This is a genomic window from Tumebacillus avium (genome assembly GCF_002162355.1).
Lineage (GTDB): Bacteria > Bacillota > Bacilli > Tumebacillales > Tumebacillaceae > Tumebacillus_A > Tumebacillus_A avium.
This window is the reverse complement of sequence record NZ_CP021434.1, coordinates 3,470,381-3,494,836: the sequence shown is the minus strand read 5'-3', so window position 1 is coordinate 3,494,836 and position 24,456 is coordinate 3,470,381. Positions and strand designations below refer to the sequence as shown.

Sequence of the window (24,456 nt, the reverse complement as noted above, 5' to 3'; positions counted from 1 at the left end):
CCCCCCCACTGTCAAAACCCCTTAGCCTCTCAACTCTTGCTTCAGACGGCTCAAGGCTCCTCGAAGCCGATAGATCGCCTTGGTATGCAGTTGGGAAACCCGGGAGCCGGACAGCTCCAAAATCTCCGCGATGTCTTTAAACGAAAATTCCTCATAGTAATGCAGCGTCACAACAAGACGTTCTTTTTCCGGGAGTCTCGTCAGAACCTTCGTCAACACGTCTTGCACCATCGACCGTTCCATAGATGACTCAGGCTGGGGAGCATTCGGATCGATGATCGTATCAGCTACTGTCACGGTGCTGTCCGTGTCATCCTTTTTCAGAATTCCGTCCAAGGACACCAGCGGCGAAACGGACAATTCATATAATGTCTGCCGAAATTCCGCGATCGGCATGTTCAGACGCGCGGCGATCTCCTCGTCTTCAGCGGAGCGGAGCAGTTCATGCTCCAGTCCCGCGTAGGCCGCCTCGATCTCTTTCGCCTTCGTGCGCAAGGAGCGCGGCACCCAGTCCTGGCTGCGCAGCCCGTCGAGCACCGCCCCGCGAATCCGCCACGTGGCAAACGTGACAAACTCATAGCCCCGGAGCGGGTCGAAACGCTCGATCGCCTCGATCAGCCCAAGCGTGCCCATGCTGATCAGATCGTCAAAGTTGACGGCAGCATTCCATGTGCTCGACATCTTGTAGACGACTTTTTGCACCAGTGGAAGATGAGCGACAACGAGAGCATCGCGCGCCTGTTTGTCATGATCTTGCTGCCAACGTGTCCATAAAAGGTCTGTCTGCTCCAAATGCTGCAGTTGCTTCATCTCCACCACCACCTATCAGTCCGTATCTTTGAGATGCCGCAATGCTTCTGCCATCTTGCGAGCCTCGTCATCGGAGAGCGGCTCTTGGGTCAGCGCCTGATGCAGCGGGACGAAATCATGCTCCGGCTCACCCTGGCGCGATTTCCCTTCCGGCGTGCTTACCGGCAGCTGTTCGGGAAGCAACAGATCGATATGTTGACCGCGCACCTCTTCGCCTTGCGGGTCCCCAACAAAGATGCGCAGGATCAATTTCAAAACGTAGCCGAAAACAAACAGACCAAGCAACCCGACGGCCCCGCGGGTCAGACTGGTAAGCATCGTGTTTCCGGCGGCCAGCGACAAACCCATCGCCAGAAAGAATCCAAACACGCCAAGACCAACTTGCAGCCCAAGTCTGCTTTGTTTTTGCTTCATCAGATCGTCGTAACTCCTTGCTTTGCTGTTCGAATCACTAACGCTCCATCCGCGCCGCTCAGCTCGATCGTACGGCCGCAGTTGCCGCCGGTGTCTTCCGCTGTGACCGGAATGGTAAACGCTGTCAGCGCCTGTTTGACCGCTTCCACGTTGCGCGGCCCGATTCGCATCAGGTCGCTTTGTCCGGCAAACGTAAACATCTGTGCGCCGCCGGCCAGTTTGGCGATCATCCGTTTTTTGTTGGCGCCTTGCTGCTCCATCAGCTGGATCAGCATCGGAACTGCCGTATTGGCATACTTAGCCCGGTTTTTTTCGTCCGCGTTCGCCGCAGCAGGGAGCATGATGTGGGCGAGCCCGGCCACCTTGGCCTGCGGGTCGAACAAAGCGATGCCTACGCACGACCCGAGCCCGGTGGTGCGCAGCGAGTCAGGAGATGTTGCGGTGCCGAGGTCGGCCATTCCCACTCTGATCACATTCATGCGCTCTCCACCCCTAAAGACTGGAACAATAAATTGACAGAACCGGGGTCAGGGAGCAGGAAGAAGTGACCATGAATTTCCAACTCCCCTTGGCGAAACTCCGTGTCGACCACCAAAGCGTAGTCGGACACCTGTCCCAATTGAATCATGCCGATGCTCAAAATCGCGCCCGCCATATCGACAGCCAGCGCAGGCGGAGTCGGCGACGTGTCTTTTTTCGTAAAATCGGCCAGCGAAGAGAGGTAGGAGCCTGCCAAGATATTCCCGATCTCCTGGAGTGCGGAGATCTCCATCTCGGAAAAAACATCCTGCTCGCCTGAGCCGTATTCGCCGACCAGACCGGAGACCAGACGCTTGGCGCTCTCCTGATGCAGCAGGAAAAAAATGCTGCCCGGCAGTTCGCCCTCGATGCGCAGGAAAATCCCGATCACCAACTGTTCGGCGCCGCCCACGACGTCTGCAATCTCGTCAAAGCCAACGACCGAGACGCGGGGCACGTTCATTTGAATGTCGGAATGCAGCAGCTTGGACAACGCGGTCGCCGCATGTCCGGCTCCGATGTTCCCCACTTCGCGCAGGCAGCTTAGTTGGATTTCTCCGAGATTTCGGATATCCTCCATCATAGCTTAGCGCTCCAACGTCGACATCGCTTGGATCTCTTCGTTGCTGAGTACCTTGTCGAGGTTCAGCATGATGAGCAGTCGGTCTTCCAGTTTTGCAACACCGCGCAGGTAGGAAGCTTTGATCCCGCCGACAACTGCCGGCGGCTGTTCGATCGAGTTGACCGGGATGTCGATGACATCGTTTGCCGCGTCGACGATCAGGCCCACTTCCATGTCTTCCACCGCCACGATGATGATGCGGGTGGAGTCGGTGTACGATTCTTCACCCAGCGAGAAGCGGGTCTTCAGGTCGATGACCGGAGTGACCACGCCGCGCAGGTTGATGACGCCTTTGACAAAGTCCGGCGTGCGCGGGACGCGGGTGATGTTTTGCATTTTTTCGATCGAGCGTACTTGCGCGACTTCCACGCCGTACTCTTCGTCCACCAGACTAAACACGATTACCTTGATTTCTTCCACGATATCTTTGCGCTCCAACATGACTTGTCCCCTCCTTATTGAATCAAAGCGTTGCAATCCATGATCAGCGCGACTTGGCCGTCGCCGAGGATGGTTGCGCCGGAAATTGCGAACACCGTGCCGCTCAGGTATTTGCCGAGCGACTTGAGCACCACTTCCTGCTGACCGATGAAGAAGTCGACCGAAAGCGCCGCCATCTTGTCGCCTTTGCGGACGATGACCACGTTGACTTCATCTGTCGTGTCCGCAACTTCGCGCGGTACGGAGAAGGTCTTTTCGAGGTCGAGCAGCGGAACGACTTTGCCGCGGAAGTCGATGACATCTTGGCGATGCACGCGTTTGATGTCGGTCTTTTTGATGATCGCCGTCTCGATGATCGAGGAGAGCGGAATCGCGTATTTTTCGTCTGCGATCTGCACCAGCATCGCCTGAATGATCGACAGGGTCAGCGGGAGCTGAATCGAGAACTTGGTGCCTTGTCCCGGAGTGGACTGCACCACCACGCGGCCGCCAAGCGATTCGATCTTCGTCTTGACCACGTCGAGGCCGACGCCGCGGCCGGAGATGTCGGAGATCTTCTCCGCCGTGGAGAATCCGGAGTGGAACAGCAGATCGAACACTTGAATGTCCGGCATCGATTCCGCAGCAAGCGGGTCGACCAGCCCTTTGTCGATCGCTTTTTTCAGCACGCCATCGCGGTTGATGCCGTTGCCGTCATCGGTGATTTCGATGAAGACGTGGTTGCCCGATTGGAACGCGACCAGTTCGACGCGGCCCGTTTCGCTTTTGCCTTGCTCCAGGCGCTTCGCCGGAACTTCCAGACCGTGGTCGATCGAGTTGCGCAAGAGATGCACAAGCGGATCGCCGATTTCGTCGATGACGGTGCGGTCGAGCTCTGTCTCTTGGCCGCGGATGACGAAGTCGACCTTCTTGCCGAGTTCCCGCGCCAGATCGCGGATCATGCGCGGGAAGCGGTTGAAGACGGTATCGACCGGCACCATGCGGATCGTCATCACCAGGTTCTGCAGGTCGGTGGAGATGCGGCTCATATGTTCGACCGTCTCAATCAGGTCGTTGTTTCCGATTTCTTTAGAAATCTGCTCCAGACGCGTGCGGTCGATGACCAGTTCCGAGAACAGGTTGATCAGGACATCCAGACGGTCGATGTCAACACGGACCGACTTGCCGATCTGCGACTTCTTGTGATCTTGGACAAGCGGTGTTTTGGCATCGGCAACAGCAGCAGGCGCTTGGGGAGCTGCCTGTACAACTGCTGCAGGCGCTGCAGCGGCTGCCACTTCCGCCTTGGAGGCTTGTACCGGCTCAGCTTGCAGTTCCACTTGAATCGGCGTGACCTTGACGTCAGCCACTTCGGAGATGTTCATCCCGATCGTGCGGACGCCTTCCAGGTCCTTTTTGGTGACGAGGACGATCATGAAGTCCTTCTCGAACTTTTCTTCTTCCAAGTCCTCTACGCTCGGATCGGACTTGATGATTTCGCCGGTGCGCTCATAAGCATCAAACACCATATAAGCACGAGCGGCGCGCATGATGCACTTTTCGTTCAGGGTGACGATGATCTTGTAAGCGCTGAACCCGCTCTCCTGCGATTGGCGTAGGATCGTCGATTCATATTCGTTGAACAAGAGTCCGTCTTCCGTCACTTCCGCAGCGGCTGCCGGAGCAGCACCAGTGCTTGCGGAAGGCTTGCCGGTCACCAGCTCTTTGAGCTTCTGAACGGTCTGCTCGATGTCAGAAGCGCTGTCGTTGCCCGCTTCGATGATCTGGTTCAGCTGCCCTTCGAGGATATCCACGCAGCTAAACAGCACGTCCATCACATCGCCGTTTACAGCGAGGATGCCATTGCGCATCAGATCAAGCCCGTTCTCCATTTCATGAGTCAAATGCGTCATCTTCTCAAAGCCCATCGTCGCCGCCATTCCTTTGAGGGTATGAGCGGAGCGAAACACAACGTTGACGATATCGAGCGACTGAGGTGATTGCTCTAAAGCAAGCAGGCTTTCGTTGATGGCCTGCAGATGCTCTTTTGATTCTTCAATGAACATATCAAGGTATTGATTCATGTCCATATCAAGGCACCTCCTAGCGTTTCCACGATTTTCTAAGCTCGTCCGCAATACGATCCAGGGGAACTACAGTATCGACACAACCTTTGGCGATCGCGGAACGCGGCATTCCAAATACTACACATGACTCCTGCGCTTCGGCGATCGTGCGACCGCCGCTTTTCTTGATCTTGACCATGCCGTTGGAACCGTCTCCGCCCATCCCGGTCAGGATAGCGGCGGTGACGCGCACATCGCGCAAAGCGGCGACCGAATCAAACAGGATGTCTACCGCCGGGCGATGTCCGCCGACCTGCGGTTCTTGAGAAAGCTCCGTTCGATAGGTATGAGGGCGATGCTCCACGATTCTCATATGAAAGTCCCCTGGTGCGATGTAGACATGCCCTTCTTCTAACACCTGACCGTGCTCCGCTTCGTGCACGCGCACTTGACACAAGTGGTCGAGCCGCGTGGCGAGTGACTTTGTAAAACCGGGCGGCATGTGCTGCACGATGACGACAGCAGCCGGAAGTTCGGCCGGCAAGTGTGACAAGACGACCTGCAAAGCCCGCGGTCCGCCCGTTGAAGTGCCGATGGCGATGATCTCTTCCACCCGCTTCCCCGCCCGCATGGGCTTGGGAGGTGTGGGAATCGGTTTTGCCAACGGCTTGAAATAGGTGGTGCTGCGCACGACTTGGTCTTTCTTCGCGGCCGCTTTAACCTTGGCGACCAGCTCTTCGCCGACGATGCGCAGATCGAGCGAGATCGCCCCCGAAGGTTTGCCGACAAAATCGAACGCGCCCAGTTCCAGCGCCTTGATCGTCGCTTCTGCCCCGTCCTGCGTCAAAGAGGACAGCATGATCGTCGGCAGTTTGAATCGTCGCCAGATCATCGGGAGCGCTTCCAGACCGTTGAGAACAGGCATCTCAATGTCGAGGGTAAGAACGTCCGGCTTTAAATGAGGTATGAGTTCAAGCGCTTCCAAGCCGTTCTTAGCTGCTCCAACCACCATGATTTCGGGGTCCGATTTCAAAATGTCGCTAATGATGCGACGCATAAGAGCTGAATCGTCACAAACGAGAACTTTGATCGGGCTCATCCTGTCAAACATCCCTCAATTCTGGGTACTATTGAAACAGCCGAACCATTCGATGCAAAAACTGTTTCATTCCTTTAGTCGATAAATCTCTGGCAACTTCGCCTTTGATCTGCGCGGACACGACATTGCCGATGCACATCGAGGCCAGTCCGTTTGGATAAGCGAGCAGAAACGGCACTTGCCGTCTGACCGATTTCGTGACGTTCGGGTCGTCGAGCAGCACGCACAGCGTGGGAACCTCAACCCCGAGGAAACGCTCGGCCACCAGCCGAATCTTCTCGGCTGTCTCCTTCCCTTCCGGCACGGACTGTGCCCGGTTGATCACCAGTTGGAGGCGGGTGCCCGGTTCGCGGGTGACCACCATCTTGATCAGCGCATATGCGTCTGTGATGGCGGTCGGTTCCGGTGTCAGCACCACATACACATCGTCTGACGCCAAAATCAGTTGCAGCGTCTGCGCATTCAGTCCCGCACCGGTGTCGATCAGCACATAATCGGCATATCCTTGCAGTTCGCCAAGCTGTTCCAAGAGGTACTCATATTGTTCAGGCTTAATATCGAGCAGATCTTGAAAGCCAGAACCGCCCGCAATGAATTTGATATCGCTTGGTCCTGTTTCGAGGATGTCCTTGAGCGTGGCCTCCTTGCGAATCAAATCGGCCAGGGTCTTTTTCGGTGTGACCCCCATCAACACGTCGATGTTGCCAAAACCGACGTCCGCATCGAGAATGACTACCCGTTTTCCTTGCTGCGCCAACCCCAGCGCGTAGTTCAGCGTGAAGTTCGACTTGCCCACGCCGCCTTTGCCGCTGGTGATGGTGATGACGCGGGTGTTTTTGGCTGGCGTTTCTTCCTGACGAGACTGTGCGACCATCGAACGCAGACGCTCTGCCTGGTCATTCATAGGAAATGTCTCCTGTCAGCAGTCTGGCCAGCCGTTCGGTCGACACCGCTTCGATGTCCTCCGGCACGTTCTGCCCGGTCGCAAGGTACGACAACGGCTTCTTGTAGCGGGTGACAAGGTTGTAGACCGCGCCATACGTCTTGGTCTCGTCCGACTTGGTGAACAAAAACTTGTCGGCCCGCACCTGCGTAAAGTTGCCCGCGATCTCTTCCAGATCGGAAGCTTTGGTGGTCAGCGAAAGCACCAGGTAGGTCTCGTCCGGCTGGATCTCCTCAAGGTAGGTGTTGAGCTGCCGTACATTGAGCAGATTGTGATAGTTGCGCCCCGCCGTATCGATCAGAATCAGATCGTAGTCGGCGTATGCGCTCATCGCCCGCTTGATGTCTTCCGGTGCGTAACACACCTCAAGCGGTATGCCCAAAATGTTCGCGTAGGTGCGCAGCTGTTCTACGGCGGCGATTCGATAGGTATCGGTGGTGATCAGGCCTACCTTCTTGCCGCGCGAAAGCACTTGCTCCGCCGCGAGCTTGGCGATGGTCGTCGTTTTGCCGACTCCGGTCGGTCCAATAAACGCAACTACCTTTGATTTTAAACTAATTTGAGATGGAGGACTATAGCGATCTAAATCCTCTCTAATAAAGTTTGTCAAAATGCCCCGAAATTCCTGCTCGCTTATTTCATGAACCCCATCAATATTTCGAATTCCGCGTTCAATTAGTTCGTCAACCGCTTCTTCGGAGAGATCACTTTTGAGCAGTTGCTTGCGAACGTTGACGATCGCTTCCGGCATTAACTGATTGTAGGACGAGTTAAGCAGGCTGCGGAACATCGTGCGCAACTCCTGTACTTCTCTGAGGACTTTCTCCCCATCTTCTGCAGCAGGGGCGGGTACAGGTGTTGCTGGAGGCGTTACAGCAGGTGTCACTGCAGGTGTCGGAACACTGTTCTGAACCGGTGCCGGAGCAGGAGCCTGTTCAGGTGCGGGAGGCGCCGGCTCGGCGGCCGGCTGCCCGATCTGGCGTTGGTAGGCGTTCGCAGCGGCCGGACGGGCATGATACTGCTGCGCTTTTGGCTCAGCAGGCGTCTCCTGTTCGTTGGCTGCGGCGATCACTTCGATGTGCGTTTTCGGAAACAGACCGAGAAAACCGCGCTTTTGCACTTTTTTCGTGGACAGGATCACAGCATCGATCCCGAGGTCTTCGCGAATCATCGCTACCGCTTCCGGCATCTCTTTGACCACATAACGCTTGACTAACATTACAGATTCACCACCCCTCCGCTTTGCACTTCAACCGTTGCATCCAATTCGTTAAACGACAGCACTGCCACATCGGGCAGCACGCGCTCGATCAGTTTGCGCACATGCATGCGAATGTTCGGGGACGTGATCAGGATCGGGGAATGCCCCATCGCGACCAGCCCCTGGACTTGCTCAGCCAGCTTTTGATACACCTGCTGGGAGACGCGCGGATCGAGCGCCAGGTAGGCCCCGTGCTCGGAATTTTGAATGTTGTCGACCACCATTTTTTCCACCGTCGGTGCCAGGGTGATCACTTTCACCGGACCGTGCGGGGTGCGGTATTGGTTCGTGATTTGACGAGCCAGCGCCGTGCGCACATATTCGGTGAGGATATCCGGGTCTTTGGTGTATTGGCAGTAGTCGGCCAGCGATTCGACGATCGAGACGAGATCGCGAATGGAGATCTTCTCGCGCAACAGGTTGACGAGCACCTTTTGCACTTCGCCGATCGACAGCTGCGACGGCACGACTTCTTCGACCAGCGCCGGGTAGTTCTCGCGCAGCGAGTCGATGAGCTGCTTGGTTTCCTGACGGCCCAGCAGTTCGCTGGCATGGGTGCGGATCACTTCGGTCAAGTGGGTCGCCACAACCGACGGCGGATCCACCACCGTGTAGCCGGCAAACTCGGCGCTCTCCCGCATGTTTTCGGCGATCCACAGCGCCGGCAAGCCAAACGCCGGCTCTTTGGTCGGGATGCCGACGACCGATTCGTCGTCCACACCCGGGCTCATCGCGAGGTAATGGTCGAGCAGCAGTTCGCCGCGCGCGACTTCGTTGCCTTTGATTTTGATCACATATTCGTTCGGACGCAGCTGGATGTTGTCGCGGATGCGAATCACCGGCACGATCAAGCCCATCTCGATCGCGCATTGGCGGCGAATCATGATCACGCGGTCCAGCAAATCTCCGCCCTGGTTGACGTCGGCGAGCGGAATCAGCGCATAGCCGAATTCAAACTCGATCGGATCAACATGGATCAGCGACAGAACGCTTTCCGGCGAACGAACTTCGTCTTGCTTGACTTCTTCTTCGCGCTCCGTTTCGCGCAGCTCTTCCATTTGCATCGTGCGCTGCATTCGGATGCCGCCAAAGACCATCAGGCCAGCGATCGGCCACGTGCTGAGCACACCGATCGGCGTAAACAGCCCAAGCATCGCGATCACCCCGGCTACGATGTACAGCATGCGCGGGTACGCGAGCAATTGGCGGATCAAATCGTCGCTCAGATTGCCGTCAGAAGCGGCACGGGTGACGACAAGACCGGTCGCCGTCGAGATCAGCAGGGCCGGAATCTGGGAGACCAGACCGTCGCCGACCGAAAGAATCGTGTAGGTCTGCATGGCTTCTGCAGCCGATTCGCCGCGCATCGCAACCCCGATGATGAAACCGGCTACGATGTTGATCACGACGATGATGATACCTGCGATCGCATCCCCTTTGACAAACTTGGACGCACCGTCCATCGCTCCGTAGAAGTCTGCTTCGCGCTCGATCTTCTGGCGCTTGTCTTTCGCTTCCTTCTCGGTGATCAGGCCGGCGTTCAAGTCAGCGTCGATCGAGATCTGTTTTCCCGGCATCGCATCGAGCGTAAAGCGCGCTGCGACTTCTGCCACGCGCTCCGAACCTTTGGTGATGACGATAAACTGAATGATGACAAGAATCAAAAACACGATGATCCCGACGACAGCGTTGCCGCCGATTACGAACGTGCCAAACGTGTGAATGACGTTACCCGCTTCCCCTTTTGAGAGGATGGCACGGGTGGAGGAAACGTTCAGTGAGAGTCGAAACATCGTGGTCAAAAGCAGCAACGATGGGAAAATCGCAAACTGCAGCGGTTCTTTGGTGTTCATCGCGACGAGCAAAATCGTCAGCGCAATGCTTAAGTTGATGATGATCAGAAAGTCGAGTAAAGGGGTCGGCATAGGAATGACCATCATGATGACGATTCCGATGACTGCTCCGATTACGCCGAGATCTTTAAGCTTCAACTTGGTCACTCCTTTCCTTACACTTTACCTTTCAGGCGGTAGACGTAGGCGAGCACTTCCGCAACGGCCTGGAACAGCTCGCCGGGAACCGATTCCCCGATCTCAACCGTTTTGTAAAGCGTTTGCGCCAGCGGACGGTTCTCAACCATCACGACATTGGCCTCTTTGGCCACCTTCTTGATGCGCTGCGCCGTTTCATCGATCCCTTTGGCGACGACTTGCGGCGCTTCCATCTTCTCGGCGTCATATTTGATGGCGATCGCATAGTGCGTCGGGTTGGTGATGACGACATCCGCCTGCGGCACATCGGCCATCATGCGGCGCATCGCCATCTGGCGCTGGCGCTCTTTGATCTTCCCTTTGATCTCCGGGCTGCCCTCAGTCTGCTTGTACTCCTCTTTGACTTCCTGCTTCGACATGCGCAGATTTTTTTCAAAATCGAAGCGCTGATAAAACAGGTCAAAGATCGCGAGGACGAGGATGGCAACCCCAACTTTCCAGAAGATATCAAAGGCCAGACTGCCGACGACCGACAGCATGTCGAGCACTTCCATCGAGCCGAGCTGCGACACGCGTTTCCAGTCGCTCATCAGTTCCAGATAGACGATGACCGATACGATCGTCATCTTCAAAAGCGACTTGAGCAGTTCAACGAACGTGCGCATGGAGAACATGCGTTTAAACCCTTGGATCGGGTCGATCTTTTTGATGTCAGGCATCAGCGGCTTCATCGTAAACAGAGAGCCAACCTGAAAATAGGCGACAAATCCTCCGATGACCATGACCGCCCCGCCGATCGGCAGCACGAGCATCGCGACCGTCAGCGTCAAATCTAAAAACAGCGGCGCGATCGTCTGCTCGGACAGTTGATACGACAGCCCGCCGGACAGCCGGACCCGGAACTGTTCGACCAATTCAGTCAGGAACGTGCCGGACATCAGCTTCAGGCAAAACAGACCGATCAACAGCACGATCGCCTGGCCAAATTCCTGGCTGCGGGCGACCTGCCCTTTCTGTCTGGCATCCTGCCGTTTCTTAGGTGTCGCTTTTTCCGTTTTTTCACCGGCAAACAACTGGAGGTCTAAACAAATCATCTATTAGCTGCCCCCCACGACTCGCAGGAGCGTATCCAACTGACCGTACATGGTCTGGAACAGCCCCCGGAGAAGATAGACAAAGGCCGGCATCACCACGACGACCATCACCATGCCAACCAGCACTTTGACCGGCATCCCGATGACAAACACGTTCATCTGCGGGACCGCCCGAGACAGAATCGCCAAGCCGACATCGGTGAGGAACAAAGCCGCTACGATCGGAATGGCGATCTTAAAGCCGAGCAAAAACATGACGGAGAACGTTTGCATCACAACGGACAACAAGTCACCTGAGAATGCAAATGAGCCAAGCGGCAAGAAATTGTAGCTTTGCAACAGCGCCGCCAGCAACCCGTGATGTCCATCCAATCCAAGAAACAGCAACATGGCAAGCGCATATTTGAACTGACCGGTGAGCGGTGCCGAGTGGCCCGTCAACGGGTCAAATACGTTTGCCATCGCAAACCCGATCTGCATATCGATAAACATCCCGCCAACCTGAATCGCCGCAAAGATAAACGCCGCGACCATCGCCAGTGTGACCCCGACCATCATTTCCTTCAAGATGATCAGAAACAGCTGTGCGAAACCGGCTCCTGCATACAATTGCCCAGCCTCCGTCCCCGTCAAAGCCGGGGTCATCAGCAGCGCAATCATGAAGGCGAGCCCGATTTTCACCGGGGCCGGAATGTTTCTTGCACCAAAAAACGGGGTGAGGAAGAAAAAACTCGAAATCCGAACTAAGACAAGGGTGAACACTTCTACATAGTTAACAACGAGACCTAACATGTAGATGTCACCCCTTCTATCCGATAAACGAGTTTAAATTTCCAAAAATATTCCTCGTGAAGTCCAAAATCAGCGACAGCATCCACGGTCCAAAGACGACCATTGCAACAAACGTGGCGATCAGCTTCGGGATAAACTGCAACGACTGCTCCTGAATTTGAGTGGTCGCCTGAAAAATCGAAACCACCAAACCGACCAGAAGCCCGATGCCTAGCAACGGAGCGCAAATCATGAGCAGCGTCCAGATCGCGTTTTGTCCAAGTGAGATGATAAAGTCCGCGCTCAATCTTTCATCTTCCTTTCCGTTTACTGGTAGCCGATCAACAGTGACTTCACGACGAGGTACCAACCGTCAACCAAGACAAACAGCAGGATCTTAAACGGCATCGAAATCATGACCGGCGGCAGCATCATCATCCCCATCGACATCAGGACGCTCGCGACGACCATGTCGATGATCAAAAACGGAATGAAGATCATGAAACCGATCTGAAACGCCGTTTTCAGCTCCGAGATCGTGTAGGCCGGCACCAGCGTGGAGATCGGTATCTCTTCCACCGTGGCGGGCATCGGCTGATCGCGGAAGTCTAAAAACAGCTTCAAATCCTGCTCCCGGGTCTGTTTGGCCATAAAATGCTTAAGTGGTGTTGCAGCCTGCTCCAATGCTACCGTTTGAGACATTGTACCGTTCAAATAAGGTTGCAAAGCGTCATCATTGATTTGCTGTAAGGTTGGATACATAACGAATAGGGTCATAAATAAAGCAAGTCCGATTAAGACCTGAGTCGGCGGCATCTGCTGCAGCGCCAGCGCGTTGCGGACAAATGACAGCACGATTACGATACGGGTGAAACACGTCATCAGAATCAGGATCGACGGAGCTAATGACAGCACCGTCAGCATCATGATGATCTGTAAGCTTGTGGAGACAGACTCCGGATCGTCAGCTGTCGAGACTCCGATATCGATCCCCGGAATCACGATACTCTGCTGCGCATGCGCAGGCTCCGTCCCCAAAGCGAACGTAAACAAAGCAACGATGACCAGCAGGAAGACTTGGAGTTTTTTCATCGCTTGTCATCCTCCGGTTGTACAGCCGAAGTGCGCTGTTCTTTGAGCGAGTTTAACTTCTCGCGCAGCGCTGCATCAAACGACAGGTCGGATACCTGTAACTCTTCCGCTTGCGGCTCTTGTTTCTTGCGCAAACGACCGATCAAATCGGTCAGTCCAGGAGTGCCGGACATCGGCCCGGCTGCCTGCTGCGTTGAATCTTTCAGCTGTTCAATCTGCTCTGCATCTTCAATCGTATCGAGCAGTGTGACGTTGTCCCCCACACCGATCACATACACTTTATCCTGCAAAGCGATCACATGCACAGAGCGGTTGGACGCAAGCGTATGCGCTCCGAGCGGTTGAATCACATTGCCGCGTGAGAGGTTGGTGCGCGTGGAAAGGAAGCGAATCAGCAGATAGATGATGGCGATAATAATCCCCAGCGCAAAAAACAACTGCACGATTGACCAGATCATCGACCCGCCGTCGCCTGCTGCCACATCAAAATTCGTGGCCGGCGCGTCTTTCTTCAGCATGTCCTCCACATTGTTCTCAACCGCCAACACGCGAGGGGGGGACGATAACCAGAGGGCTCCCGCAGCAACTGACCAGGCAACAAGTCTACGTAGTTTCGGTCGCATGACCCCACCCTTTCTGTTTTGTTGACGCAAGGGAAAAATTAGCTCAGCGTTTTCTTGATCGCTTCGACTACACGATCCGCTTGGAATGGTTTGACGATAAAGTCCTTCGCGCCTGCTTGGATCGCGTCGATAACCATCGCCTGCTGACCCATTGCGGAGCACATGATGATCTTCGCGTTCGGATCGAAACCGCGGATTTCTTTCAGTGCGTGAATGCCGTCCATTTCCGGCATCGTGATGTCCATCGTCACCAGATCAGGGCGCAGCTCTTTGTATTTCTCCACCGCTTGTACCCCGTCTTGCGCTTCCCCTACAACGGTATATCCGTTTTTGGTGAGAATCTCTTTAATCATCATTCGCATAAATGCTGCATCGTCTACGATCAGGATTTTATGAGACATCTTTTAGTTTCCCCCTAATTACTGTAATTTGCGAACTCGCTCAGACGGACTGATGATGTCAGTTACCCGTACACCAAAGTTTTCGTCAATGACCACAACTTCTCCTTTTGCGACCAGCTTATTATTTACCATGATATCGACCGGATCGCCCGCCAGCTTATCCAGCTGAACGATCGAGCCCGGAACGAGTTCCAAGATGTCTTTGATCAGCTTCTTGGTACGTCCCAGTTCCACGGTAATCGTAAGCGGCACATCGAGCAGCAGATCGAGATTGCTCTGCTGTCCGCCCGCTCCGGCACCTTCATCAAACGATGCGAATTGCACCGGCTGCACATTGACGCTCGGCATCGGGCGCTGCGGCGCTTGCGCTGCGGCAGCTTCGGCATGTCCGTAGCCATGCGGCGGATATCCGTAAGGCGGATATTGCGGCGGGTACTGCGGCGGATACGGCGCGGGCGGGTGCTCCGCATACATCGGCTGCGGCGGATACGCATGCGCAGGCTGCTCGTACATCGGCTGCTGCGTCGGATATCCCGGATGCATCGGCGCTGCTGCTTGCGGCTCCGGCATCGGAGCTGCGGCCTGCGGGGCAGGCTGCGGCGTCGGCGCTTCAGCGCGGACAGGTTCCGGCGCAGGTGCGGCCGGAGCCGGTTCTTCACCAATGCCGCCCGTCAGCTTGTTGATCATGTCTTTGGCAAACGAGACCGGCACCAGCTGCATGATATGCGAGTCGATCAGGTCGCCTACGATCAGACGGAAGGAGATCTTGATCAACACTTCATCATTCGGGAACAGGTTGACCGACTGCCGTTTGTCAAAGTCCATCACATCGACATCCGGCGGGGTGATGTTAACCATCATGTCGAAGATCGTCGACATCGAAGTCGAAGCGGAGCCCATCATCTGGTTCATCGCTTCGGCCACCGCAGACAGGTGCAGTTCGTTGAGTTCGGCCGGCGCGGACTTGCCGTCGCCGCCCATCATCAAGTCTGCGATCACCTGCGCGTCTTCCACGCGAATCGCCAGGACGTTTGCGCCGACGAATCCATCGGTGTAGCTGACTTTGATCGCCACGTGCGGCAACGGGAAGTCGTGGTTCAACTGGTCGCGTGCGACGACAGACACTTTCGGCGTCGTGATGTCCACCTTCTGGCGCAACAGAGTGGAAAGCGCGGTTGCCGCGGTGCCAAACGAGATGTTCCCGACTTCACCCAATGCGTCCATCTCAAAGTCCGACAGATAATCGGAAACTTTTAAATCACTCGAGCCCATGCTGTCTCCATCACTCTGTCTGAGGAGGGCATCGATTTCCTGCTGCGACAAAACATCTCTATTCATCTGCGCCCACTCCTTCATCATCCTCTATTGCTTGCGAAATCTGCACGGCCACCTTGCCGCGTGCAGTGCCCGGCTGTCCGTAAAATTTCACACGGTTGCCGATGCGAAGCTGAATTTTGGCGTTGACATCCTGATGCAAGGCGATGACGTCGCCTACACCAAGCGAGAGAAATTCGCCAACGGAGATTGTGGAATTCCCCAGTTCCGCGGCCAGAGGCACTTGCGTTTGACCGAGGCTCTGACGGATGGCCTCCCAATCTTCGCTGTAATCTTTGGAGCTCTTCATGCTGCCCATCCAATAGTGGGCGGACAGCTTCGGAATGATCGGCTCCAATACCACATGCGGCATACAGATGTTGATCATCCCGGTCGTTTCCCCGATCTTCGTCGACAAGGAGACGACGGCAACCGTTTCGTTAGGTGAAACGAGCTGCAGGAACTGGGGGTTGACCTCAAGATGATCGACCGCCGTATCGAGGTCGGCGACCGCCTTCCACGCTTCTTGGAAGTTGTCCAGCGCCCGGCCGAACACGCGCTCCATGATCGTCATTTCAATCTCGGTCAGATCGCGCAGTTCATCCGTGCCTTGACCCGGACCGCCCAGCAGACGGTCGAGCATCGCGTAGGCGATGTTCGGGTTGACTTCCATGACGAATTTCCCTTCCAGAGGCGCGCAGTTAAATACGTTCAAAATCGTCATTTTGGAAATGGAGCGAATGAATTCTTCATAAGGCAATTGATCGACAGACACGACCGAAATGTGCACAAACGTGCGCAGTTGAGCAGAAAAATATGTCGTGAGCAGCCGCGCAAAGTTTTCAAAAATCCGCGTGATGCTTCGAATATGATCTTTCGAGAAGCGCATCGCACGCTTAAAGTCGTATACCTTGATCTTGCGGTCGGTGTCTTCTTTTCGAATCTCTTCCGCTGTTAACTCGCCCGACGAAAGCGCGGATAACAGCGCATCAATCTCACTTTGCGACAAGACCTCAGCCATCTGTCATCACCTCCTTTTTCTACCGGGTTGTCTTACTGCACAACGATGTCGGAGATGTAGATGTCTGTCACTTTTCCCTCGAGCATCACTTTGTTCATCTCTTGAACCAGACGGACTTTCAACTCCTGATAGCCTTCCGGTTTCTCAATGTCTGCTTGAGTGGTCGTATGCAGCACGGCGTTGATGATGTCTTTGATCTGTGCTTTGCGCTCTTCCAGTTCGTGCATCGTGTCCACGCTGTCGCCTTGAACGGAGATGGTCGCCTGAATCAGCGCATCGCCGGCCAGATTGGTCGTCATTTTACCGATTTCAATCTGGCTCTCTAATAATTCCGCCGCAGTTGGCACTTTTTCCTCCTCATGACCGGCAGTCGGCACGATTACAGTTTTGTAAGCGACAATCCCGACGATGCCAAGCAGGGCTACTGCGATGATCAGAATGAGTACGATATTGAGCATCTTATTACGAAACATCGGTTCCCTCCGCGTTGAGTTGTCGGGCTTGCACGGCGACAAGCCCGACGTTTCGGTAGAATGTTTGGATCATATCAAGCACTTCCGAGACAGATTCGGCCACCACGAATTTCTTCCCGGTGATCAACGAGATCACCGTATCCGGTGTGGCTTCCACCGCTTCGATCAGCGTTGCGTTGAGATAGACTGTGGAACGGTTGAATCTCGTGACTCGGATCATACGCTCACCTCACCTCTGATCTTAACCGCGCTTGAGGTTGACGACTTCCTGCAGAATTTCATCCGCTGTGGTGATCGTGCGGGAGTTGGCTTGGAAACCGCGCTGCGCAACGATCATTTCAGCAAACTCGTTCGTCAGGTCGACGTTCGACATTTCCAGCGAGCCAACCATCAAAACGCCGGTGCCGGCGGTTGCATCGCCCGGCGGCGCCAAGGTCGGAGCGCCGGAGTTCGGAGATTCCTTGAACAGCGAACCGCCTACTTTCTCAAGACCGGACGGGTTGGCAAACTTGGTCATGCCGATCGGGTCAAACGTGGTGATCGTGCCAGCACCGTCGACAGTGGTCAGAATCCCTTTGGAGTCAAAGGAGAAAGACTTGATGTCTGCGATGTTGGTGACTTCGATCGGCGTGCCGTTCGAGTCAGCCACTTTCCAGCCGTCACCATTGACGAGGAAGCCCGCGCTGTCAAAGTAGAAGTTGCCGGAACGGGTGTAGAACGTCTCATCGTTGTCGTTGACGACCGTGAAGAACCCTTCGCCTTGAATCGCGAAGTCGAGCGGACGGTTGGTGACTTGCGCCGCACCGTTGTTCATGATGGTGTCGATCGCGGAAAGCGCCGAGCCCAGACCGATCTGCTGTGCGTTGGTGCCGCCAAACGGAGCGGTCGGAGCGCCTGCGCCTTGCAGGGTCTGGCTCATGATGTCCTTGAACATCACGCGGCCCGCTTTGAAGCCTGCCGTGTTTACGTTGGCGATGTTGTTGCCGATTACGTCAAGCTTGGTCTGAAAACCTCTCATCCCGGAAATGCCGGAGTACATAGAACGAAGCATCGAAGTTTCCCTCCTTGGTATGTGTGCCGCGTCTGTCGGTCGGCGGCTCTGGGGCATCCACTCTGTGGTCCGGCCCGTTTAAGCAAATACTGCGCTGTCGATCTGTGTAAACACGTGGTCGTTCATATGCGCGGAATCGACGGCGGTGATCACCGTGCGGTTCTTCACCGAGATCACGTAGGCGGTGTCTTTGTACACCACCAGCGATTCGCGTCCGCCCTTGGCAGCGACTTTGTCGATCGCTTTTCCCAGCCGGTTGAGGTCATCTTGCGTCAGCGAGATGTTACGCACCCGCAAGCGCTCAAGAGCATGTCCGGAAAAGGTGACCGCCTGCTGCTGTTTGGCAAGGACTTTGTTCAGCTCCTCTTGAAAGGAACTTCCCCCTGGTATCTTCGGTCTTGTGATTCCCGTGCCGATCTCCCGCTTCGGAGTGATCGGTTGCGACAACGGCCGCAAAAGCCATTCTTGGCTCACGTTCCCCACCCCCTGCTCGAAGGTTATTCAGCTTGCACTGTCTCGATGGCGTTCAGATCGATCAGATCATCGCCCACCTGCACTCTGACTGTACCGTCTACCGTCTTGACTGCTGTCACTTTGCCGGTTACGGTCTCCCCATTGTCGTTTGCATACGAGACGGTGTTGCCGAGCAGCTGTGCGCCGAGCGTCATCGCGTTCATCTGCACGACCTGCAGGTTGGAAATGGCGACTTTGTTCATCTGCTCAAGCGAGGAGAACTGCGCCATCTGGGCGATAAACTCACGGTCTTGCAACGGCTGCGTCGGATCTTGGTTCGCCAGCTGTGTGACGAGAATTTTCAAGAATGCATCGCGGTCGAGTTCACGCTTGGGAGTTGTTTCCGGGCGTGATTCGTAGCGGTGCGAGTTGTCAATTTGAATGCTGTTTGCCATGGTTCCCACTCCTTCTACGCGGTGACGTCGATGCTGTCCGGGTTCAAAAGCGGGTCAAGAAGCTCTGCTTCACCTTCGCTCAAAGTAAAGGTGTCAGTGGCTGCAACGCGCGATTGTCCGCCTTGCTGCTGCTCGCGTGCCTGCTGGCCCGATCCGCGGTGTTCCGGGAGTCCGGAGCCCAAATCGGTGTTGTTCGCAGCGGTCTGGACCTCGATGCGGTCATACTGGATGCCCTGTGCCTGCAATTGCAGTTTCAGGCCGGCCAGCGCCGAATCGAGCATGCCTTTCGATGCTTGAGAATCGGCGATCAATTGCACGGAGATCTGTTTGTTCACCGACTGGATGCGCACTTCCACTTCCCCCAGTCCCTGCGGTTCCAGGATGATGCGGAATTCATGGCGGCCCGGCGCTTCGATCAGCGTAGCGCGTTTGACCACGTTCGCGGTCAACTCCGAGCGGAATTGATCGGCGCGCATGGTGACGACCGGCTCCAGCTTCAAATGACGCTCAGGAAGCTGCTGGTAGGTCTGGTTGACCGCAACCCCTGCGGAAGGCTGTGCATCCGCAGCTTTCTGCGAAGCATCCGGTGCGGGCTTGCCCGCTGACGCCAGCTCTTCAGCATTGACGCCTGCTGCCGGTGCCGATGCATGAAGCACGGCTCCCGCGGTACCTTCAGCCGTTTGGGCTTGCGATGTGACGGCCGCTTCAGCAAGAGTCAAAGCTGCTTGCAGCGTGTGCATCGACATCGTCGCCTGCAGTTTGCCAAGCAAGCTGTTGCCTTTCGCCGGCACTGCGAGATCTGCCCCTTCCTCACCGGTTGCAGCCGTTTGCTTTTCCTGCACCGTCTCGATCTGCACCGATTGCATCAAGCTTTGAAAAAGCACGGCCGTATGCGTTTCCTGCACCATCAGCTGCGGTGCGGCGGTCAGCGTCTGCACCATCTGGGTCAGCGCGTTTCCAAGCTCCGGCATCAGTTGCGGATGCAGTTTTAACGTTTCGATCGGATTTCCTTGCGGCTCTTTAGACAAGACAGTCAAAAGTTCCGGTGCTGCGCCGAATTCCTGTAAGACCGCAGCAAGTTCGGAGTTGTTCAGCGGCAGGTCTTTCAGCAAAAGCGACACGGCGCCTTGTTCCGTTTGCACGGTCAAGGTCAGTCCTTGCTCTGTGCCTTCCGCCGTGATTTCCGGCTGGTTCAGAGCGGCCAGAAGCAGCGGGGACAAGCCTCCTGCGAGCGCCGCCAAAGCGGCCATCAGATCTTCCTGATCGACAGCGCCTTCTTCGGTGCCTGCTGCTGGTTGGGACAAGCCTGCTGCCTGCAAGAGCAGACCAAACGCACCTTGAGGTTCGGACTTCACGCCTGCGGTCGTTGTTTTCCCCGCGCCTGCAGTTGCTGTGGCCACACTTGTATTTCCAATCGCCATTTCCATCTCTGTCACCTCCTTTCGCTGTTAGCTGCTCATCATCTTCGCTGCGATCGCCGGCTCCATCTGTTCGAGGATCGCCGCCTGCGCTTTTGAGTCCATCTTAGCCAACAGCTGCTTCGCTTCCGTGACAGACATTTGCGTCATCACCAGCGCCGCTTTGGCAGGTGCCATTGCAGCATACGTTTCCGCTTTTGCTTTCAGCGGGTCTTTCGTCCCGGCTTTCGCTTCCAGATCGGAGATCTGCTCTTTGAGCCGGTTGATTTCATTGTCCTTCTTCTTCAGGTCAGACTGGGCCTGCTGTTTTTCTCCTTCAAGCGCGGTGACCTGGTCTTGCAGCTCCTGAATCTTCTTTTGCTTGGCTGCGTCAGCTGCAGCTTGTGCATCGACCACAGCCCCCTCTTCGTCTGGGAAGAAGGAGGAGACCACCGGGAGCTCGCGGGCCGCGCCTGCGATCTTGCCTGTCACGTCAACCCCTAAGAATTGAAGGATGATCCCGGACAAAAGAGCGGTAAACAGAAGCGGGAGGATGATGATGTAAAACAGCCACTCCATTTTGCTGTAGCGATGTTCCGCTTCCATGCTTCCCTCTTCACCTCCCCGTGCGGCTTCTCAGTGCTGCAGCCGCTTCATCCAGCGCTTCCTGCGCCTGCTTATCCAGATGGGCACGCACTTCCTCACGGCGCTTTTCCTGCAATTTCGACCACATCTGTTCGTCAAGAAAACGGCCTTTCAATCGGTCATGCTTGTCTTCGCAATCCACTTTCTGCTGCGCGATCACTTCCGCCTGATGCAGCATCTGGCGCTGCTGGGCGTTCAGATACAAAATCCACGAATGCAAATGCTGCGTGGAGATGCGCTCTTCTGTCGCCTGATGCAGTTCCGCTTTGGCCGCATCGTGCTGCTCGGCCAGCGTATACAGCTTGTCATACTCCGCATCAAGTATCCGCTTCGACTCGGCATATTCCCAAGTCGCCTGCTGGGTGATGCGGTTTTTTAGCGTGGTGATCTTCTGCAGGGAAGTCAAGGAGATCGTCATACCTCAATGCCTCCGAACTGTTCAAAAAGTGCGGCTCGCGCGCTGTGCAAATCGCTGTGCTCATGGACATCCTGCGCTGTAAAGCGCGCAATGGACGGCTGATGCAAAATCGCTTTGTCGATCTGCATGTTGTTGCCGCGCTGATACGCGCCGATGTTGATCAGATCTTCCGAATCTTTGTAGATCGAACTGAGCTTCTTGACCGTCGCGGCCGCCCGCCTGTGTTCAGGCTCCACGAGATCGTTCATGACACGAGAGACGCTGGCCAACACGTCGATCGCCGGGAAATGGCCCCGGTTGGCGATCTGGCGGGAGAGGACGATATGTCCGTCGAGAATCCCGCGCGCCGCATCGGCGATCGGCTCATTCATGTCATCCCCGTCAACCAGCACGGTATAAAAAGCGGTGATCGTTCCCCGCTCCCCGGTGCCGGCCCGCTCCAAAAGCCTCGGCAGCATCGCAAAAACGGAAGGCGTATACCCCCGCGTGGTCGGCGGTTCGCCGACGGCGAGACCCACTTCGCGCTGCGCCATGGCAAAACGGGTGACGGAGTCCATCATCAGAACGACATCCTGCCCCTGATCGCGGAAGTATTCGGCGATCGCCGTCGCCACCATCGCCCCTTTGATCCGCACGAGCGGCGGCTGGTCGGAGGTGGCGACGATCACGACGGAGCGGGCCAGCCCTTCCGGTCCGAGATCTTTCTCGATAAACTCCCGCACTTCGCGGCCCCGTTCCCCGATCAGCGCGATCACGTTGATGTCGGCTGAGGTGTTGCGCGCCATCATGCCAAGTAAGGTGCTCTTGCCGACGCCGGAACCTGCGAACAGCCCGACGCGCTGACCGCGTCCGACGGTCAGCAAACCGTCGATGCAGCGAACGCCAACCGAAAGCGGCTGGTCGATCCGCTTGCGTTTCAGCGGATTGGGCGGCTGTCGCATGACGCTGAACATCTGCGGACTGTCGAGCGGCCCCTTGCCGTCAATCGGCTGTCCCAGACCGTCGAGAATGCGTCCGAGCAGATGCGGTCCGACCGTTATCTGCAGCGAATTCCCCGTGGCGACAACGTCATGGCCGGGGCCGATGGCTCCGAGGTCGGAAAACGGCATCAGCAGCACGTTGTTTTCACGGAAACCAACCACTTCGGCAAGCATGTGCGGCGCGCCCGGCGATTCGATCTGGCAGACATCGCCGATCGTCGCAGCCGGACCTCTCGATTCGATGGTGAGGCCGATGACCTTGGTCACCTTGCCATTGACTTTGATCGTGCGGGTGCGGTTCAGCCGGCTGAGATACGTTTCAAGTTTCGCATGCCCACTCATGGTTCAAGGCTTGCAGCGACTTCCTGCAGCGCCTTTCTCACCTCTTCCAGTTGGGTGTCGATTCGTGCATCAATGTTGCCAAACGCGGTGCAGACGACACATCCACCTGCCTCCACGCTGTGATCTTTGATGATTAACAGCTCCGTCTGACCCGGTACGGCCTTGCGCAGTTGCTCGCGGCTCTGCTGCACCACATCATGGTCATCCGGGTGGACGCGCACTTCGACTTTGCCGCCGTCGTGCATTTCTTCCAGCGCCGTACTGACCACATCAACCACAAACGAGCGGTCGACGCTGCTTTCGCGGGTGATGATCTTTTTCGCAATGGAAAGCGCGAGATCAACGATCATCGGCTCCGCTTCCGCCAGATAACGGCGGCGTTCTTCCGCCGCAGAGCGGTATTGTTCTTCGGCCGCCATCAGCATCCCGGCGCAGTCTGCTTCCGCCTGCCGGACGCCTTGCGCCATGCCCTCCTGATAGCCCAGAGCTTTGGCTGCTTCCACATCCGCCTGCAGCAGGGTCTGCACATTTTGCCGTTCCTGCTCGAGCAGTCCGGTCGCTTCTGCCTCAGCTTGAGCGAGTAGGTCCCGGGCGGTTGCTCTGGCCTCGTTCAAAATTGCTTCTGCTGCCTGTTCAGCAGCCGACTTGGCCGCCTCCAGCTCCGTTTCCTCAGCTGAGTCTGGTCGCGGGAAGTACACCTGCTGCTCCGGCATCCGATACGCTTGCAAAGTGAGCGACGTCTGCTGTGCTTTGAGCAATTTAGACAATGATATCGTCCCCTCCGCCGCGGGCGATCACGATCTCGCCGCTCTCTTCGAGGCGGCGGATGATGCCTACGATGCGTTGTTGTGCTTCTTCGACGTCGCGCAGACGCACAGGCCCCATGAATTCCATATCTTGTTTGAACGTTTCCACCATCCGCTTGGACATGTTGCGGAAGATGACTTCCTGCACTTCTTCGCTGGAGACTTTGAGCGCCAGCGCCAGGTCGTTGGTATCAACATCGCGGATCACGCGCTGGATCGAACGGTTGTCGATGGAAACAATATCTTCGAAGACAAACATGCGTTTCTTGATCTCTTCGGCCAGTTCCGGATCTTGCAGCTCCAGGGACTCGAGAATCGTCTTTTCGGTCGAGCGGTCAACACCGTTGAGGACTTGAACGATCGCGTCGATCCCGCCGCCGGTCGAGAAGTCATGCAAGGTCATCTGCGAGAGTTTGTTCTCCAGTACCCGCTCGACTTGGTTGATCACTTCCGGAGACGTGCGGTCCATGATCGCGATGCGCCGGGCGATGTCCGCCTGACGTTCCTGCGGCAGCGCAGAAAGGATCATCGCCGCCTGCTGGGCATCGAGGTAGGCGAGTACAAGCGCGATCGTCTGCGGATGCTCGTTTTGGATAAAGTTTAAGATCTGGTTCGGATCCGCCTTGCGGGCAAAGTCGAAGGGACGAACTTGTAAAGAGGCGGTCAGGCGATTGATGATGTCGATCGCCTTTTGAGATCCGAGCGCCTTTTCCAATACATCTTTGGCGTACTCGATCCCGCCTTGGGAGATGTACTCTTGCGCTTGGGCAATCGAGTGGAACTCATCGAGCACATCTTCTTTTTGTTCGTATTCGATCTTGCGTACGTTCGCGATTTCCAGAGTCAACTGTTCGATCTCGTCTTCACGCAGATGCTTAAACACTTTCGAAGCGATTTCCGGTCCGAGAGAGACAAGCAGAACGGCCGCCTTTTGACGCCCGGTTAGTTTTTGTTGCATGCGCGCCACAAGCAGTC

The 24,456-nt window shown here is 56.0% G+C and carries 29 protein-coding genes; all 29 read right to left on the bottom strand.

Annotated elements, in window-relative coordinates:
* Positions 1-21 precede the first annotated feature (21 nt).
* The 29 genes from CBW65_RS17095 to fliG all read right to left on the bottom strand — a co-directional run bounded on the left by CBW65_RS17095 (position 22) and on the right by fliG (position 24,439).
* Positions 22-810 (bottom strand): sigma-70 family RNA polymerase sigma factor, encoded by a 789-nt coding sequence (locus tag CBW65_RS17095; RefSeq protein WP_087457839.1) that lies wholly within the window; start codon positions 808-810, stop codon positions 22-24.
* A gap of 15 nt (positions 811-825) precedes the next feature.
* Positions 826-1,224, bottom strand: a complete 399-nt coding sequence (locus CBW65_RS17090) for a hypothetical protein (RefSeq protein ID WP_087457838.1) — start codon at positions 1,222-1,224, stop codon at positions 826-828.
* Positions 1,224-1,703, bottom strand: a complete 480-nt coding sequence (locus tag CBW65_RS17085; RefSeq protein ID WP_087457837.1) for a chemotaxis protein CheD — start codon at positions 1,701-1,703, stop codon at positions 1,224-1,226. The genes CBW65_RS17090 and CBW65_RS17085 overlap by 1 nt, the downstream gene beginning before the upstream one ends.
* On the bottom strand, positions 1,700-2,323 hold the full coding sequence (locus CBW65_RS17080; protein ID WP_087459277.1) for a chemotaxis protein CheC: 624 nt from the start codon (positions 2,321-2,323) through the stop codon (positions 1,700-1,702). Before CBW65_RS17080 ends, CBW65_RS17085 begins: the two co-directional genes overlap by 4 nt.
* A gap of 6 nt (positions 2,324-2,329) precedes the next feature.
* Positions 2,330-2,806: a chemotaxis protein CheW gene (locus CBW65_RS17075; RefSeq protein ID WP_087457836.1), complete on the bottom strand. Its 477-nt coding sequence runs from the start codon at positions 2,804-2,806 to the stop codon at positions 2,330-2,332.
* A 14-nt stretch (positions 2,807-2,820) separates the two neighbouring features.
* Positions 2,821-4,875, bottom strand: coding sequence for a chemotaxis protein CheA (locus CBW65_RS17070; RefSeq protein ID WP_087457835.1), 2,055 nt, complete (start codon positions 4,873-4,875; stop codon positions 2,821-2,823).
* 13 nt (positions 4,876-4,888) lie between these two features.
* Positions 4,889-5,950, bottom strand: coding sequence for a protein-glutamate methylesterase/protein-glutamine glutaminase (locus tag CBW65_RS17065; protein WP_087457834.1), 1,062 nt, complete (start codon positions 5,948-5,950; stop codon positions 4,889-4,891).
* Between the two features lie 28 nt (positions 5,951-5,978).
* Positions 5,979-6,854, bottom strand: coding sequence for a MinD/ParA family protein (locus CBW65_RS17060; RefSeq protein WP_087457833.1), 876 nt, complete (start codon positions 6,852-6,854; stop codon positions 5,979-5,981).
* Positions 6,847-8,112, bottom strand: a complete 1,266-nt coding sequence (gene flhF, locus CBW65_RS17055; RefSeq protein ID WP_087457832.1) for a flagellar biosynthesis GTPase FlhF — start codon at positions 8,110-8,112, stop codon at positions 6,847-6,849. Before flhF ends, CBW65_RS17060 begins: the two co-directional genes overlap by 8 nt.
* Positions 8,112-10,145 carry a flagellar biosynthesis protein FlhA gene (flhA, locus tag CBW65_RS17050; RefSeq protein WP_087457831.1) on the bottom strand — a complete coding sequence of 678 codons (2,034 nt, stop codon included), beginning with the start codon at positions 10,143-10,145 and terminating at the stop codon, positions 8,112-8,114. The genes flhF and flhA overlap by 1 nt, the downstream gene beginning before the upstream one ends.
* 17 nt (positions 10,146-10,162) lie before the next feature.
* Positions 10,163-11,239 (bottom strand): flagellar biosynthesis protein FlhB, encoded by a 1,077-nt coding sequence (flhB, locus tag CBW65_RS17045; protein WP_087457830.1) that lies wholly within the window; start codon positions 11,237-11,239, stop codon positions 10,163-10,165.
* Positions 11,240-11,242: 3 nt separating this feature from the next.
* The gene (gene fliR / locus CBW65_RS17040) at positions 11,243-12,031 is read right to left on the bottom strand and encodes a flagellar biosynthetic protein FliR (RefSeq protein WP_087457829.1); all 789 of its coding nucleotides are present in this window, start codon (positions 12,029-12,031) and stop codon (positions 11,243-11,245) included.
* A gap of 16 nt (positions 12,032-12,047) precedes the next feature.
* Complete coding sequence (gene fliQ, locus CBW65_RS17035; protein WP_087457828.1) at positions 12,048-12,317, bottom strand: flagellar biosynthesis protein FliQ; 270 nt, start codon at positions 12,315-12,317, stop codon at positions 12,048-12,050.
* A 20-nt stretch (positions 12,318-12,337) separates the two neighbouring features.
* On the bottom strand, positions 12,338-13,102 hold the full coding sequence (gene fliP, locus CBW65_RS17030; protein WP_087457827.1) for a flagellar type III secretion system pore protein FliP: 765 nt from the start codon (positions 13,100-13,102) through the stop codon (positions 12,338-12,340).
* On the bottom strand, positions 13,099-13,620 hold the full coding sequence (locus CBW65_RS17025; RefSeq protein WP_157722010.1) for a flagellar biosynthetic protein FliO: 522 nt from the start codon (positions 13,618-13,620) through the stop codon (positions 13,099-13,101). The genes fliP and CBW65_RS17025 overlap by 4 nt, the downstream gene beginning before the upstream one ends.
* 143 nt (positions 13,621-13,763) lie before the next feature.
* Positions 13,764-14,126: a response regulator gene (locus CBW65_RS17020; protein ID WP_087457825.1), complete on the bottom strand. Its 363-nt coding sequence runs from the start codon at positions 14,124-14,126 to the stop codon at positions 13,764-13,766.
* Between the two features lie 18 nt (positions 14,127-14,144).
* Entirely contained in the window at positions 14,145-15,464 is a 1,320-nt protein-coding gene (gene fliY, locus CBW65_RS17015) for a flagellar motor switch phosphatase FliY (protein ID WP_087457824.1), read from the bottom strand.
* On the bottom strand, positions 15,457-16,461 hold the full coding sequence (gene fliM, locus CBW65_RS17010; protein WP_087457823.1) for a flagellar motor switch protein FliM: 1,005 nt from the start codon (positions 16,459-16,461) through the stop codon (positions 15,457-15,459). The genes fliY and fliM overlap by 8 nt, the downstream gene beginning before the upstream one ends.
* A gap of 32 nt (positions 16,462-16,493) precedes the next feature.
* The gene (locus CBW65_RS17005; protein WP_087457822.1) at positions 16,494-16,934 is read right to left on the bottom strand and encodes a flagellar basal body-associated FliL family protein; all 441 of its coding nucleotides are present in this window, start codon (positions 16,932-16,934) and stop codon (positions 16,494-16,496) included.
* Positions 16,924-17,154, bottom strand: a complete 231-nt coding sequence (locus CBW65_RS17000) for a flagellar FlbD family protein (RefSeq protein WP_087457821.1) — start codon at positions 17,152-17,154, stop codon at positions 16,924-16,926. Before CBW65_RS17000 ends, CBW65_RS17005 begins: the two co-directional genes overlap by 11 nt.
* 21 nt (positions 17,155-17,175) lie before the next feature.
* A complete protein-coding gene (gene flgG / locus CBW65_RS16995) occupies positions 17,176-17,985 on the bottom strand; it encodes a flagellar basal body rod protein FlgG (RefSeq protein ID WP_087457820.1) in 810 nt (269 codons plus the stop codon).
* A gap of 78 nt (positions 17,986-18,063) precedes the next feature.
* Positions 18,064-18,459 carry a TIGR02530 family flagellar biosynthesis protein gene (locus CBW65_RS16990; protein ID WP_198299641.1) on the bottom strand — a complete coding sequence of 132 codons (396 nt, stop codon included), beginning with the start codon at positions 18,457-18,459 and terminating at the stop codon, positions 18,064-18,066.
* Positions 18,460-18,482: 23 nt separating this feature from the next.
* Positions 18,483-18,893, bottom strand: a complete 411-nt coding sequence (locus CBW65_RS16985; protein WP_087457819.1) for a flagellar hook capping FlgD N-terminal domain-containing protein — start codon at positions 18,891-18,893, stop codon at positions 18,483-18,485.
* 14 nt (positions 18,894-18,907) lie between these two features.
* Positions 18,908-20,320, bottom strand: a complete 1,413-nt coding sequence (locus CBW65_RS16980; protein WP_087457818.1) for a flagellar hook-length control protein FliK — start codon at positions 20,318-20,320, stop codon at positions 18,908-18,910.
* Between the two features lie 21 nt (positions 20,321-20,341).
* Positions 20,342-20,896, bottom strand: coding sequence for a MotE family protein (locus tag CBW65_RS16975; RefSeq protein WP_087457817.1), 555 nt, complete (start codon positions 20,894-20,896; stop codon positions 20,342-20,344).
* 10 nt (positions 20,897-20,906) lie between these two features.
* Positions 20,907-21,353 carry a flagellar export protein FliJ gene (locus tag CBW65_RS16970; protein ID WP_087457816.1) on the bottom strand — a complete coding sequence of 149 codons (447 nt, stop codon included), beginning with the start codon at positions 21,351-21,353 and terminating at the stop codon, positions 20,907-20,909.
* Positions 21,350-22,675: a flagellar protein export ATPase FliI gene (gene fliI / locus CBW65_RS16965; RefSeq protein ID WP_087457815.1), complete on the bottom strand. Its 1,326-nt coding sequence runs from the start codon at positions 22,673-22,675 to the stop codon at positions 21,350-21,352. Before fliI ends, CBW65_RS16970 begins: the two co-directional genes overlap by 4 nt.
* Positions 22,672-23,442 (bottom strand): FliH/SctL family protein, encoded by a 771-nt coding sequence (locus CBW65_RS16960; RefSeq protein ID WP_157722008.1) that lies wholly within the window; start codon positions 23,440-23,442, stop codon positions 22,672-22,674. The genes fliI and CBW65_RS16960 overlap by 4 nt, the downstream gene beginning before the upstream one ends.
* The gene (fliG, locus tag CBW65_RS16955) at positions 23,435-24,439 is read right to left on the bottom strand and encodes a flagellar motor switch protein FliG (protein ID WP_408646558.1); all 1,005 of its coding nucleotides are present in this window, start codon (positions 24,437-24,439) and stop codon (positions 23,435-23,437) included. Before fliG ends, CBW65_RS16960 begins: the two co-directional genes overlap by 8 nt.
* Positions 24,440-24,456 lie beyond the last annotated feature (17 nt).